General features: G+C 46.5%; 13 protein-coding genes. 7 read left to right on the top strand and 6 right to left on the bottom strand.

The annotated features are described in order from the left end of the window. Positions 1-7: 7 nt before the first annotated feature. Positions 8-1,222, bottom strand: coding sequence for a PQQ-dependent sugar dehydrogenase (locus ACYVD4_RS05615; protein WP_460943285.1), 1,215 nt, complete (start codon positions 1,220-1,222; stop codon positions 8-10). Positions 1,223-1,467: 245 nt separating this feature from the next. On the opposite strand from ACYVD4_RS05615, the gene ACYVD4_RS05610 reads away from it, so the two are divergent. The 4 genes from ACYVD4_RS05610 (at position 1,468) to ACYVD4_RS05595 (ending at position 6,916) form a co-directional block, all read left to right on the top strand. Continuing rightward, entirely contained in the window at positions 1,468-2,313 is an 846-nt protein-coding gene (locus ACYVD4_RS05610; RefSeq protein ID WP_460943283.1) for a serine O-acetyltransferase, read from the top strand. 84 nt (positions 2,314-2,397) lie between these two features. Further along, on the top strand, positions 2,398-3,306 hold the full coding sequence (cysK, locus tag ACYVD4_RS05605; RefSeq protein ID WP_460943280.1) for a cysteine synthase A: 909 nt from the start codon (positions 2,398-2,400) through the stop codon (positions 3,304-3,306). A 105-nt stretch (positions 3,307-3,411) separates the two neighbouring features. After that, positions 3,412-4,281 (top strand): YitT family protein, encoded by an 870-nt coding sequence (locus tag ACYVD4_RS05600; protein ID WP_460943278.1) that lies wholly within the window; start codon positions 3,412-3,414, stop codon positions 4,279-4,281. Between the two features lie 193 nt (positions 4,282-4,474). Then, positions 4,475-6,916, top strand: coding sequence for an outer membrane beta-barrel protein (locus tag ACYVD4_RS05595; protein ID WP_460943276.1), 2,442 nt, complete (start codon positions 4,475-4,477; stop codon positions 6,914-6,916). Between the two features lie 53 nt (positions 6,917-6,969). On the opposite strand, the gene ACYVD4_RS05590 is transcribed toward ACYVD4_RS05595, so the two are convergent. The 4 genes from ACYVD4_RS05590 to ACYVD4_RS05575 form a co-directional block, all read right to left on the bottom strand. After that, entirely contained in the window at positions 6,970-7,830 is an 861-nt protein-coding gene (locus ACYVD4_RS05590; protein ID WP_460943274.1) for an SDR family oxidoreductase, read from the bottom strand. A gap of 22 nt (positions 7,831-7,852) precedes the next feature. Continuing rightward, a complete protein-coding gene (locus ACYVD4_RS05585) occupies positions 7,853-8,446 on the bottom strand; it encodes a TetR/AcrR family transcriptional regulator (RefSeq protein WP_460943272.1) in 594 nt (197 codons plus the stop codon). 189 nt (positions 8,447-8,635) lie between these two features. Next, positions 8,636-9,385 carry a class I SAM-dependent methyltransferase gene (locus ACYVD4_RS05580; protein WP_460943270.1) on the bottom strand — a complete coding sequence of 250 codons (750 nt, stop codon included), beginning with the start codon at positions 9,383-9,385 and terminating at the stop codon, positions 8,636-8,638. A 28-nt stretch (positions 9,386-9,413) separates the two neighbouring features. After that, a complete protein-coding gene (locus ACYVD4_RS05575) occupies positions 9,414-10,328 on the bottom strand; it encodes an EamA/RhaT family transporter (protein WP_460944742.1) in 915 nt (304 codons plus the stop codon). 169 nt (positions 10,329-10,497) lie between these two features. Between ACYVD4_RS05575 and ACYVD4_RS05570 the strand changes: the two genes are divergently transcribed. The 3 genes from ACYVD4_RS05570 (at position 10,498) to ACYVD4_RS05560 (ending at position 13,681) form a co-directional block, all read left to right on the top strand. Beyond that, positions 10,498-11,169, top strand: coding sequence for a PorT family protein (locus tag ACYVD4_RS05570; protein WP_460943268.1), 672 nt, complete (start codon positions 10,498-10,500; stop codon positions 11,167-11,169). A gap of 45 nt (positions 11,170-11,214) precedes the next feature. After that, the gene (locus ACYVD4_RS05565; protein WP_460943266.1) at positions 11,215-12,867 is read left to right on the top strand and encodes a sulfatase family protein; all 1,653 of its coding nucleotides are present in this window, start codon (positions 11,215-11,217) and stop codon (positions 12,865-12,867) included. A 121-nt stretch (positions 12,868-12,988) separates the two neighbouring features. Next, positions 12,989-13,681 (top strand): DUF4386 domain-containing protein, encoded by a 693-nt coding sequence (locus ACYVD4_RS05560; protein WP_460943264.1) that lies wholly within the window; start codon positions 12,989-12,991, stop codon positions 13,679-13,681. Here the strand turns inward: ACYVD4_RS05560 and ACYVD4_RS05555 are convergent. Then, positions 13,674-14,264 (bottom strand): Crp/Fnr family transcriptional regulator, encoded by a 591-nt coding sequence (locus ACYVD4_RS05555; RefSeq protein ID WP_460943262.1) that lies wholly within the window; start codon positions 14,262-14,264, stop codon positions 13,674-13,676. The two genes, ACYVD4_RS05560 and ACYVD4_RS05555, sit on opposite strands and share 8 nt — an antisense overlap. Between the last annotated feature and the right edge of the window lie 76 nt (positions 14,265-14,340).

Below are 14,340 nucleotides of genomic sequence, written 5' to 3'. Positions count from 1 at the left end.
GCTACGTCTAGTTCGTGGCTAGTTTCAGAATCTTGCCCGAACCGTGATCGCACATATACAACTCTTTTTTCTGGTCTTCACCAAATGCGGAAATAGCCCCCGCCTTACTCACAATTTCCTGATTTCCGGCAGCACTATTACCGTTCATGGTCAATGCCCAAACACGCCCGCTGGCATAATCGGCATAAATGTATTTCCCGGTTAAACTGGTGTTGGTCGGGCCTCGATAAACTGAACCGCCCGTAATCGATACGTCGCCCTGACTACGTCCGTACTCAAAAACGGGCGGAATTAATTCCGACGCATTGATCGTACTGCCACTGGCATTGTAATCTTTCGTACCTTCTTTGACTCGCCAGCCGTAATTTCCGCCTTTGGTAACGATGTCAATTTCTTCCACCGCATTCTGGCCAACATCGCCTACCCATAAACGGCCCTGACCGTCGAAGCTCATTCGCCAGGGATTCCGTAATCCATAGGCAAAAATCTCTTCACGAAATCCGTTTGTATTTCCAACGTAAGGATTATCGGCAGGAATGCCGTATTGCCCTTTCGTGGTGCTGTTTACGTCGATACGTAGCACTTTACCCAACAGATTTGCCCGGTTCTGGCTATTGTTGAGCGGATCTCCCCCACTACCACCATCACCCGTTGCTACGTACAAAAAGCCATCGGCTCCAAACAAAATCTTGCCTCCGTTGTGGTTCGTATAGGGTTGATCGAACCGCATCAGAATAACTTCGGAGCTTTGATCGACTTCATTTGCCGTTGCCGACGATGCCTTAAAACGGCTTATTATGGTTTCGCGGGGATTTGCTTTAGTATAGTTGACATACACGAATCCATTCTGACTAAAATTCGGGTGAAAAGCCAGCCCTAACAATCCCATTTCGCCACTTGCCGACACACGGGAGCGAATGTCGAGATACGTACCTGCCGAAGCGACATTTGCGTCGTTATCGAACACCCGGATACGTCCGGCCTGTTCAACCACAAATACCCTATTTGTCCCATCATTGGCAAACGTATACTCTACCGGCGATTCAAAAGTTAGTTTTGGATACGCATTGACCACCGAAATTCTGGCCGAACCTGTCCCGGTTGAATTCGTACCGACAGCATCGGGTGGGTTGGTTGGTTTACAGGCCATCGCAACTAACCACGATACAACCACCGTGGCCACTAGCGAAATGGCAAACGTGCCTATGGTTTTTGTTATCATAACAAATTTGTCCCTTTAGTTATATATTTTGCTTACAAATCAAGTTCCGGTTATATAAAGCGAACTTTGCGGCTTACTTTTTGTTCCAAATTCAGAGGATTAGGCAATAGAGCGCTTGTGTTTATTCGTTAAACGAGCAAGAAGTAAGCTGTAGTGTTTCGCCAGATCAGGACGTTTTGAATGCGAACAATACCGCTGCTGCTACCTCCCTACCCTTTTGACTGGCTCCTTAATTTATCCAAACGATGACCACCGATACGAGTAATTTTCTCGAGCATCTGCAAACGCAGCGGGCGCGCTACCGCTACAGACTCCCTTCTCGGCCCGACGCAGGACGGTTTATTGATCAGCTAATGCGGCTGCTCTTTCCGGTTACGCAGGACTGTAAATCGGTTTCGCAGCATGTTGAAGAAACGTATCAGAGTCTTCAGGAGCAGTTAACGAATTTGCTGTGTCCCTTAGAAAAGAATTTAACCGAGTCGCCATCGATCATTACGGAGCGTTTTTTTGAACGATTGCCTGTTATTTACGATAGCCTTCTGCTCGATGCCCACTCGATTGCCGATAACGACCCGGCTTCGATTGGTGTGGAAGAAGTAGTAGCCGTTTATCCTGGTTTTTACGCGATTGCCGTTTATCGAATTGCGCACGAATTGTTGTTACAAGATGTGCCACTTCTGCCCCGTATGCTCACGGAGTATGCACATGGGCAGACGGGTATCGATATTCACCCCGGCGCAAAAATTGGTCGCTCATTTTTTATCGACCACGGCACAGGCGTAGTTATTGGTGAAACCACCGTGATTGGTAATAACGTCAAGATTTATCAGGGTGTTACGTTGGGGGCTACTTACGTAGCAAAATCGATGGCGCAGAAAAAACGGCACCCAACTATTCAAAACAACGTAGTGATTTACGCCAACGCTACAATTCTGGGTGGTCATACCGTAGTTGGCCATGATTCGGTGATTGGTGGTAACGTATGGTTAACCAGCAGCGTTGAACCACATTCGCTCGTCTTTCATCAGCATCAGACCGATGTTCGGCTAAAATCGCTGGAGTCTGTTGAACCGATCAATTTTGTAATCTAATTAACTCACAAATACGTAGTACCTCAATTCTGGGAAGTAATCACTTCGCAGCCTAGAATTACTACATCTCCACTCTTCCCATCTATGAAAGCAAACACCATCCTCGAAACCATTGGCCAAACACCTCATGTACGTATCAACCGACTTTTTCCGGGTTATGAAGTCTGGACAAAACTCGAGCGAGCCAATCCGGGTGCCAGCATAAAAGACCGGATTGCGTTGGCGATGATTGAGGATGCCGAAGCCAAAGGCCTATTAAGAACAGGCAGCCTGATTATTGAGCCAACGTCTGGAAATACGGGTATTGGTCTGGCAATGGTAGCCGCCGTTAAAGGTTATAAACTCGTGTTGGTAATGCCCGAGTCTATGAGCGTAGAACGGCGCAAAATTATGGCGGCCTACGGTGCCGAATTTGATTTGACTCCCCGCGAAAAAGGCATGAAAGGAGCCATTGAGCGGGCGCATGAGCTGGTGGCTCTTACGCCCGGTGCATGGATGCCCCAACAGTTTGAAAATCCGGCCAATATCGACGTTCATGCACGAACGACAGCGCAGGAAATTCTAGCCGATTTTCCCGACGGAATCGACGTATTGATTACGGGTGTGGGGACGGGCGGTCACATTACGGCAGTTGGCGAAGTGTTGAAAGAGAAATTCCCGAACCTGAAAGTCTACGCGGTAGAACCTGAACTTTCGCCAGTTATAAGCGGTGGAGCACCGGGGCCACACCCTATTCAGGGAATCGGTGCCGGATTTATTCCCCAAAATTTACATACGGGCGTATTGGATGGCACTATTAAGGTAAGCAAGGATGAAGCCTTTGAGATGGCGCGTCGGTCGGCCAGAGAAGAAGGTACGTTTGTGGGGATTTCATCGGGTGCATCATTAGCCGCCGTCGCCAAAAAATTAACGGACATAAAGCCCGGCAGCCGGATTCTTACCTTCTGTTACGATACCGGCGAACGCTATTTATCGATAGAAGGGTTATATTAGGCTATCTGTATCTGCCTGTATTTCAACTCACCATTTTAGTTATCAATTCGTAAAATCATTCGCACCGGTCGAGACGCTACGTATCGACCTAAAATCAACGTTATTATGTACCGACAGATAGATATTTATCGAATCATAAAGGATACTATTTTTATTGTAGCTGGCGTATTCAGTGCTGGGCTGGGAATCAAGGGATTTTTGATGTCGAGCCACTTTATCGATGGTGGGGTCACGGGAGTTTCGATGTTGTTGGCGAATCTTTTTAAAGTTCCCCTCCCGATCTGGCTGCTCATTATTAACCTGCCGTTTGTTGGCTTGGGTTACCGTCAGTTTGGCCGTCAGTTTGCGTTGAAAAGTATACTTGCCATCGCCGGACTTTCGATCAGTCTCGCTGTTGTGCCTTTTCCCGACGTAACACCTGATTTTCTGCTTACATCAGTTTTTGGCGGTTTCTTTATTGGTGCAGGTATCGGCTTGACTATTCGCGGAGGAGCTGTTCTCGATGGTACGGAGATTGCGGCTTTGCTCATCAGCCGAAGTTATCACACGTTGAAAGTCAGCGACGTAATTCTCATTCTGAACGTCTCAATTTTTGGTGCAGCCGCTTTCTTTTTAGGTATCAATCCCGCCTTATATTCGATGATTACGTATTTCGCAGCCTCAAAAACTGTTGATTTCATCATTCACGGTATTGAAGAATATACCGCTATTCTAATTATCTCAAAAAATCCCGATCCTATTCGCGAAAAAATTATTGAGCGTGGTTGGGGTATCACCATTCTTCGGGGACAGGGTGGATATGGAAAACATGGCAGTCACCAGGAAATTGAAAGCGTACTCTACACCGTCATCACCCGATTGGAAATCAGCAGATTACGCTCATTTGTACTCGAATTAGACCCGAACGCTTTCATCATCCAGCACAGCGTCGACGACGTTTCGGGTGGTAAAGTAAAAAGCCTGCCGATGCACTAATTATGTATAAAGTATGATATATGAGGTAGTACGTCTGATCAAACTTCATACCTCATATATCATACTTCATATATCTTCTCGTTTCCGTTAAAACTTAATTTAGGCCGTTTGTGGAGAAGTGCCGCGCTGGGCATTTCATGGGTTGTCTTTTCGTTGAAAATCGATTTTTCATCAACCTAAACACAACTTCCTCATGGCGTCCTCTCTACGCGCGGGCCTGCTTTTGTGCTTTATTCTGCTACGTTGCTCGGTTTCTTTTGCTTTAAAAGAACCACCTATCATTTCTGGCTCGGTACATGACCAGTCGGGGGCTAAAGTCGAATTTGCAACGATTGCCTTACACCGTGCAACGGATTCGGTTGTGGTTAAAACCGAGTTTAGTGATGAAAGTGGTACGTTCCGTTTCGAAAAGCTTCCAGTTGGGCAGTATTTTGTATCGGCTTCACAGGTCGGCTACGAACGTAGTCAGACAGCCACTTTTGCTGTTACGTCTACCAATCAGACTCTCCCTCCTATTCAACTCCGACCAAGCGTCCAAACACAACTTAAAGAAGTGACCGTTCAGGCGCGAAAGCCTCTTTTCGAACGGGAAGTTGACCGGATTGTGGTGAATGTGGATGGGAGCCCACTAAGTGCTGGTGCTACGTCGCTGGAAGTGCTGAGTCGTGCACCCGGTGTTACGGTCGATCAGAACGACAATCTCGCACTACGTGGCAAGCAGGGTGTACTGGTACTTATCGACGGTAAGCGAGTGCCCATGACGGGCAGTGAACTAGGGGATATGCTTCGGTCTTTACCGGCCAACTCCGTCGAAAAAATCGAACTCATCACCAATCCACCTGCAAAATACGATGCGGCCGGGGGCGCGGGAATCATTGCCATAAAACTGAAAAAAGACGGTCGACAAGGCACCAATGGCAGCGTAAACGCCAGTTACGGATACGGTCGCTACGGTAAGTTTTCGACAGGTCTTTCGCTCAATCACCGGCACAAAAAATTCAACCTGTTCGGAAGTTACAACTACAGCGACCGCAACGTATTTACGCGGTTATTGCTGCACCGGAATTTCTACCAGAATAATCAATTTGCGGGCAGCAGTGACCAGGCTAATGGGGGAAAAACCCGTTACATTACGAATACGTATCGGGCCGGTGTTGACTATAATCTATCGAAGCGAACAATGCTTGGTGTGGTGGTAAATGGGCTGGCTATGGATGCCGAAGCCCGACTTACCAACGTAACACAGACCTTTGATGAGCAAAATGACTTACAATCAAGCTATCAGTCGGCCAACCGCCGAACTCTTTCGATTCCGAACCGCGCGCTCAACGTTAATTTCAAACATAGTTTTGATTCAACCGGACGTAGTGAATTAACCATCGACGGCGATATAGCTCACTACGAAACGCACCGGCTCCAAACGCTGGCTACTACGTTTGAACTTCCGGTACGTCCACCCACTACGCTGGATGGAAATCTGAACGGCGCACTCGATATTCGTTCGGTAAAAGCCGATTACACGCACACCTTTGCGAATAAACTACGGCTAGACGGCGGTATCAAAATGAGTCGGGTACATTCGGATAACAATGTGCAGTTTGTAAATATTGACGAAGGCGTTAGCGTAGTGGATACGGGTAAAAGCAATCAGTTTCGATATGATGAAACGATCAACGCATTTTATGCCAACCTCAACAAAACGTTCGGTAAGTTAACGGTTCAGGCGGGTTTGCGGGGCGAACAAACCAAAGTTTCGGGCTATCAGATTATCGGCAATACGGGTTTCGAACGGAATTATTTTCAACTGTTCCCAAGCATTTTTTTCAAGCAACCTCTATCGAAGAAGCATGAGATGAGCCTGTCGCTTAGCCGACGGATTGACCGCCCAACGTATAACCAACTCAATCCATTCCGGGCTTACATCGATGCCACTACGTATTTCACGGGCAATCCATCGCTCTTTCCCCAGTTGAGTTACAACATTGAGTTGACACACACTTTTTTGCAAAAATTCGTTACGTCGATCAACTACAGTCGCACCGATCAGCCTATTGTCGACGTAGTACAACCCGCTCCAGAAGGCAATCGGCAAGCCGTATCGACGTATCAGAACCTGACACGCACCGATTATTTTGGACTTACGCTGACGGTTCCGGTACAACCCGCTACGTGGTGGACAATGGACAACAACGTAGTGGCCTATTACAATCGTTTCATCGGGAATCTGGCTGGCACGTCAATTAATCGAGGCATTCCTACTTTCAACATCAACAGTACCAGCACATTCACACTTGGTCGCGGCTGGACGGCTGATTTGTCAGGTCGTTATCAGTCCCGAGAATTGTATGGTTTTCTCGACATTCGGCCATTGGGTCAGCTTAATCTGAGTTTCCAGAAAATGATGTGGAACAAGAAGGGCACGCTACGTTTGAACGTAACGGATATTTTTTATACAAATCCCGTTCGTGCTACGTCGAACTACGCCAATTATGTGGAACAATTTAATCAGCGGCAGGACACGCGAGTCGCCACAGCATCGTTCACCTATCGTTTTGGAAGTGATACGATTGCGCCATCACGTCGACGTTCGGGCGGTGCCGAAGACGAAAAACGACGGGCTGGAAGTGCATCTTAACAAAATATTACTCAATCCTGAGCCATTACGATACGTAGCAAGTTCGTGATGGCTCAGGATTGGGCAAATTGCTCGATTGTCGTTTGTGGTTTCCCTAAATCGGACCAAGTTTTTTGAGCTTCGAAAACCTCTGGGTAATTGTTCAAGGCTTCCGTGATGTGCCATCCATAGTTTGCCTGAGCGGTAAAGGCACGTCCAAGTTTCATTAAGGCAGCGGGCGCAGTTACTACGTACAATTTTTCGCGCGGATAAGCGACCACAAACCGTTTGGCAGCTTCGTGCTGAGTAATAGCTTCGGGGCCCTGAACAACGTATCCCTGATTCCCATTTTCCTGCGCAATCTGCAATGCCCGAACAACTTGCTGGCCATAATCACGAGCGGAAATGTACCAAGGTTTTACCTCTGATTTCCCAACCAGCAACACAAAACGTCCTATCCGCTGTGTACCATTGAGCGACTCCATAAAACAGGACGGATAAAAAATGCTGTACGGAATTCCTGATTCTTTAATCAGTCGAACGGCTTGTTGTTTAATGGCAAATACCCACCATCGAAAATCATTCATGCCCTGATAACGCATGATGATTGATGACAGATAAATGATACGTTGCACACCTGCCTGACGAGCAGCCTCAATAAGGTTTACTAATCCCTCTGATTCGGTATGAAAATCGAAAGAAGATTCGGCTTGTTTGACCGACAAGTTTAGGTAAACCGCGTCTATCCCTTGCAATGCTCTAACTAGCGTACCGACGTTTCGCATATCTCCGGAAACAACGTCAGAATTCGGAAACTTAGCCTTTGTCTGGCCTATATTTCTGGCAATCAGACGCACGGAAAATCCTGCCCGGATAAATTCAGACACGACCGGCTGGCCGAGCATACCCGTTGCACCAATTATGGCGATGCGCATGAATCAGGAAAAGTTGGTATCGTTACCTCAAATCACGTACAAATCGACGCATTGTTTCGCGGTATACCTGCTCCGACTGGTCGATGGGTTGCTCGTCTTTCAGCAACATGGCCAGCATAATCATTCCATGCGATAGTGACCACCATTGGTAATACAACCGCTTGATGCTTTCTTTCGACTTAGGAATGAACGAGAAAATGGTCTGGCAAACAACATCGCTAACAGCGCGCATCATCTCAGACTGACAAACCGGCAGGGTGCAATAGGCACCATCGAGATTGTACATTACCTGATAAATTTCGGGTTGCTGACGAGCGAATTCCCATTGCGCCAGCGAGATTTCGTACAGGCGTTTTTCGGGGTCTCGATATAAATTATGAATGCGGTCGTATTCCTGATAGAGGTATCGAAAGCCTTCGTTACGAATTTCATCCAACAGCACATCTTTGCTGTCGAAATATTCATAAACTATTGGTGCACTATATTCGATAGCATCGGCGATTTTACGAATCGAGACGGCTTGCCAGCCTTCCCGTCGGGCAATCGACTTGGCCGTTTTCAGGATGCCAGAGCGAGTCTGCTCACGGCTTCGCGGCTTACGTTCGATTATTTCCATAGTATTAGGTACTCAGTCTTCAGTTAACGGTGTTAAATCGAATGAAAACTACGTATTAATACCGATATAGTCCAAAATTCCTAAGAGAAATTCTATAAAAAACCAAATAATTGCAGTTTAATGCAAACAATTTACCAGTAACATCTACTTAACTTACAAAAAAAGGCCAATTATCACTCAATCAGACACTTACTTTTCGGCAAGTAACCACAAGGCTTCATCGCCCAATTGGTACGTATCACCTTCTAACGTACCGTAACAATCGATAATAGCTAAACCTGCCTCTGAAAACAGATGACATAATTCGGCAAGAGTATATACGTAGTACTGGGCAGTACGTTGTTCTAGTTCGCCCTGACGAACATAGGTTAGGTGCGCGTCGATTCGGCTATGGACTGGATCATATTCCTGCTTTACCAGATACAGAATATCATCGCCAACAGGTTGCCAGCTACGTTCCTGGTAGTCGGGTAAAATAGACTCGGCAACCATCTCCGTATGCACTAGAAAACGACCTCCCGGCTTTAGAAAATCAGCTATCCGGCGTAAGAATATAAGCATATCGGTACGCGGGAAAAAGCTAAAACTATTCCCCAGACAGTAAGCTGCATCAAACGAATCAGCAGTTCCAAGTTCAGACTGAGGTACGGTCAGAAAATCGGCGGCTACTGCTTTAACCGGCAGTTTTTCTTTGCTGGCTACCGTTTCCAGTTCTTTAATGTATTCGTCCGAAATATCTACCGCCGTTAACCGGGCACCCATGCGTGCCAGCGGTAAGGTATGACGCCCATAGCCGCAGAATACATCCAGCAATCGGTCGTCTGGACCAAACTCAAGTGTTTCAACCAGTAGTTCGAGGTCTAGCTGTGTACGGTCGTCTGTTTGAGCTGCTTTCCAGGCCTGTTGTGGCAAGCCGTAAAAAAAATCATGATACCACATATAAATCGTATAGTTAAGGACTTATTGTTCATCCAAAAAATTCGCGCCACGAGATCAGCCCAATTGCCAGAATTGCCAGCAACAGGCCAATTTTATTAAGAGCGGTTAGTTTTTCTCTAAAGAATAAGGCAGCCATAAAAGCAGCCAGCAGAATAACACCGATGTTATAAAGCGGATACACTAATGCACCGTTGCTCCCGAATTCGGTTAATGCCAGCAGTAAGGTATAGAAACTCAGAAAATTAGGTACGCCCAACGTAACAGAAGCAATCAGATTTTTTGCCTGAATCGTCTCTTTACCCTGAATCAACCGCACCGTCAGCATTACCAATCCAGCCACAATAGCACCTAAAACCATAGTCAGCATCACCAGAATCGTGTTATCAGCCGATTTTATATACGCCAGATTCATGTAATTAATCAGGGTATTTGTAATTCCGTACAGCAAAAACACACTCACCGGCAACAATACGTTCAACCGGGATTGCTTCGTGGCTACGCCCGACGAATCTGATTTTTCAGGCTCTTTTTTATAGGTGCTCAAGCCAACCGCTACAACAGCCAGAATAAGGCCGATATAATTCAACGTATCGAACGTGGCGGTGCCGGTACGAAAGACAAACAGACTAAAGCAAACCGGAATTACCAACGACAGATTGTTGGCCAGCGACGTAACGGTAATACCCATTCGTTGCGTCGATGCGCCCGACAATAGGAACGTAACGATAAATCCGACACCCAACCCAAAAGCAAGCCATGTCCAGGTTTGAGAAAGGTCGATAGAGAACGTTTGCCCGGTGGGCAGAAGTAGCCAGCCAACCAGAAAACAAACCGGATAGTTGAATACAATTGCCTGAAACGTATTGACTTCGTATCGGGGAAACAATCGAAAATTAAGCAACAACAAAACTGAGAGCAGAATACTTAGGGCCAAAAAGAGCATGATAATAGGCAATTTTCGAGCGAAGTTAACAGCCCCAACGGCTTGTCCATGTATCTTTAGCAGATTCGATACGTTCTGTTGGCACAGTAGCGCTAAAATCAGATGATTCAAACGCTACGTTCTCAGATCCATTCATCTCACTCGTTTGATCGAAATTTCTTCTCACGTTATGCGTTACTTTTTTCTCCTGTGGTATGGTCTTCTTTTTTGTCTTTCAACGGTTGCGGTAGCTCAGCAAAAACTGGAAATTTCGGCTACTGGCGCACCTACTTTTGTTAGTGCCGAATACAATTACCGGTATTTCTACCCCGACAGCGACGGCCAGATTGTAGAACCGATTTTCATGAATGGTAAACGGTTGCTTCCGGGTTTTGTAACGGGTCTGACCGCTACGTATACCTATTCACCCGGCTGGTCGGTGTCGTCAGGAATCTGGTATCAGCAGCTAACAACTCGTCAGGCAAGAATGGCAATAGCTGGCTATGGGCGTACAACCGTTCATCATCGCACAATTCGCATTCCCATTCTACTAAATTATCGGCTCACCCAGAAACGGTTATCGCCGTATTTCTCGTTTGGTACAATGTTCGATTTCCCGATGGCGTCGCGGGTGATTGCCGAACGCGAAGGCCTGCCTACACAACGGCTCCGGCTAAGTGCTGATAAAGGGCCCATTTTCAATATTCTGCTGGGTGCCGGCGTCCAATATCAGCTTTCCAATCAGCTTTCGCTGATGGTTCAGCCCCAAGCTATTTACAAACTGGGGCGATTTGGTGGAGCCGACGCGCACGATACGTCCTATGAATTCACCGCGTTGACACAAATTGCGTATAAGTTCTGAATGTGAAGCAATGAATTTATTACCCTTCCTAAATCCACTTGCATCATGCAAAAAGCAGTTTTACTCGTTTTTCTGTCAAGTTTTGTGGCATTATCGTTTATAAAACGGACTATCGTTCAGCAACAGCCTGTTCAGCCCAACATTCTCTGGATCACCTGCGAAGATATGTCGCCCCGGTTATCGTGCTACGGCGACAAAGATGTAAAAACACCCAACCTTGACCAGTTAGCTGCAGAAGGAATTCGTTACACGCATGTCTACAGCACAGCTGGCGTATGTGCTCCTAGTCGTTCGGCCATTATTACGGGCATGTATCAAACCTCCATCGGCACGCAGCACATGCGAACGGTTCAGCTTACGCCCGAAGCCAGCCAGCAACTGAAAATGAAAGGTTACTCGGCAGTTATTCCAGAAACAGTACGTTGTTTCCCTGAACACCTCCGTAAAGCGGGTTATTACTGCACCAACAACGACAAGCAGGATTATCAGTTTCTACCACCCGTTACGGTCTGGGACGAGAGTAGCAAAAAAGCTCACTGGCGAAATCGACCAAAAGACAAACCATTTTTCTCGATTTTCAACCTGATGATAACACATGAATCGCAAATCTGGTCGCGCAATCAGGAATCGTTGCTGGTACGTCCCGAAGACGTAGCGGTTCCGGCCTATTATCCTGATACAAAAACCGTTCGTCACGATATTGCTCGCCACTTGTCGAACGTAATGCGAATGGATTCTATCGTAGGTACAATTATTCAACAATTGAAAGACGACAGCTTGTATGATAACACCATCATTTTCTTTTACTCAGATCACGGCGATGGCTTGCCCTTTGTGAAACGGGAACTTTACGACCGGGGACTACGAGTGCCCATGATTGTTCGGATTCCAGAGAAATTTCAACTAAATGGGAGCAAACCCAAGGGCAGTACGGATGATCAACTGATTAGCTTTGTCGATTTAGCGCCTACGATTTTATCGTTGGCCAATATTCCGTTACCAACCTATTTACAGGGGCAGGCATTTCTGGGCAAGCAAAGAGCCAAAACAGCCCGAAAATACATCTTCGCCGGTCGCGACCGGATGGATTTACCCGTTGACCGCGTACGGGCCGTTGGCGATGGACGATACAAATACTATCGAAATTTCATGCCCGAAAAACCTTACTATCAAGATGTTACGTATCGGTTAAGCATTTCAATGATGACCGAAATGCTTCAGCTACGTAACGAAGGCAAGCTGAATGCTACGCAAATGATGTGGTTTCGGCCTACAAAGTCAACCGAAGAACTTTGCGACACTCAAGCTGATCCGAATGAATTTACCAACCTCGTAGAGAGCCCTGTTTATACAGCTAAACTGACCGAATTACGTGGACAAATGGATGACTGGCTCAAAAACGTAGGCGACAGGAGTGAGTTGCCTGAATCCGAGATGATTAAGCAAATGTGGAATGGTGGCAGCGAGCCTCCAAAAACGGCAACACCCGAACTAGTTAAATTGGGTAATACAGTACGTATTCGCTGCGCTACGTCCGGTGCATCTATTGGATACGTATTGAAATCAGGTTCTACGCAATCGAATACCTGGCGCGTTTATAGTGGCGAAAAGCTTGCCCTGCAACCGGGCGATTCACTACGTATTGTTGCACAACGTATTGGTTATCAACCTAGCCAGATCGTTCGCTTGAGGGAATAGTCAAATTTTATAGAGTAGCCATTTTTATAGAATAAGACGTATTTTCATTTCTTGACGAACGTCAATGTATCTGGCAAAAGTCGAGTGTATTCTTGCACTATAATTAGACTTTTGTTAGGGTATGGCTGCTTATTCATCTCACAATTTTCTTCGCCAGATGGCGCTACTAGCGGGATACTCGCTGCTGCTTATGGCACTGTTGGCCGGATTTGCCTATGGTTACGTATTCGAAAAACTGTATCATCCCGAAAACCCGGCTGCTACGTTAGCGTCGATACAACAAGTACCGCTTCTGCTACGTCTGTTTGTTTTTTGTTTCGTATTGATACTGTTTCTCGATGTATTGGTAGCCTGGGCACTTTACAACTTTTTCGCCACCACTAACCAGACACTTTCTCAACTGACAGCCTGGCTGCGACTTATATATGCTACGTTACTCGGCTTAGCTCTGTCGTCGGTTGTTGGAATTTGGGCAGAGTCTGACGGCAATCCACAACAGGCCCTACACGTAGCAGCTCATTTCGAAACGTTTCTGTCGATGTGGTCGCTTGGCCTGATCGTTTTTGGTTGCCACCTTGCTGGCTTGAGCTGGCTTATGTTTCGAACCAGACGCATGGCAAGATGGCTCGCCTGCCTGATGCTGGTTGCGGCAATCTGCTACGTAGTAACCAATGGTGCTGCGCTTCTGCTACCGAATTATAGCCAGTACAAACAACTTGTAGATCAGCTACTCGCTCTACCAATGGCATTAGGCGAATTAGGGCTAGCTATTTGGCTTATTGCCCGAGCAGGACGTAGCTATTCATCTACTTAGCTTTTGCAACTCGTTTCCGGATTCGACTCAGTGATTCGGGGGTTACACCAATATAACTTGCTAATTGATACTGAGGTACGCGCTTGAGTAAATCGGGGCGATTGGTGAGTAAATTCAGATAACGCGCTTCGGGCGAGGATGCGATAAATTCGGCAAATGCATCCTGTACCTTGCCAAAATCCTGCTCTACCATAGAGCGCGTAATCTGCTCCAGTTTCGGATACTGCTTATACATAGCCATTTCCTGCCCTAAATTGCCGACAATCAGTGTTACGTCTTCAAGGCATGCCAGGTAACAATCTGACATTTTTTGGCTGACATAGCTTGAAAAAAACGTAATGGATTGTTCTTCAGTATAAAACTGAATTGTCTTTTCTATACCATCAATAAGCCGATACTGTCGCAGACAACCTTTCAACACAAAATAACAATCGCGGCTAATTTCACCCTCGCGCACCAAGACAGTACCCTTCGGAAAAGAGCGAATCGAGAGCTGTTCGGCAATTGCGGCTGCCTCTGCCGTTGACAATGAATCAAACTGAGACAGAAACGAGAACAGGTCAATAGTTGAAGCTTCTGGCATACGCATAACTTTGGCAAATGGCTTTTCAATAGTTCATACCGCTTACCAAAGTTATGCGTATGCCAGCAATTTCTAT

It is taken from the genome of Spirosoma daeguense, from assembly GCF_054776875.1.
This window is presented reverse-complemented; position numbering and strand designations above follow the sequence as displayed.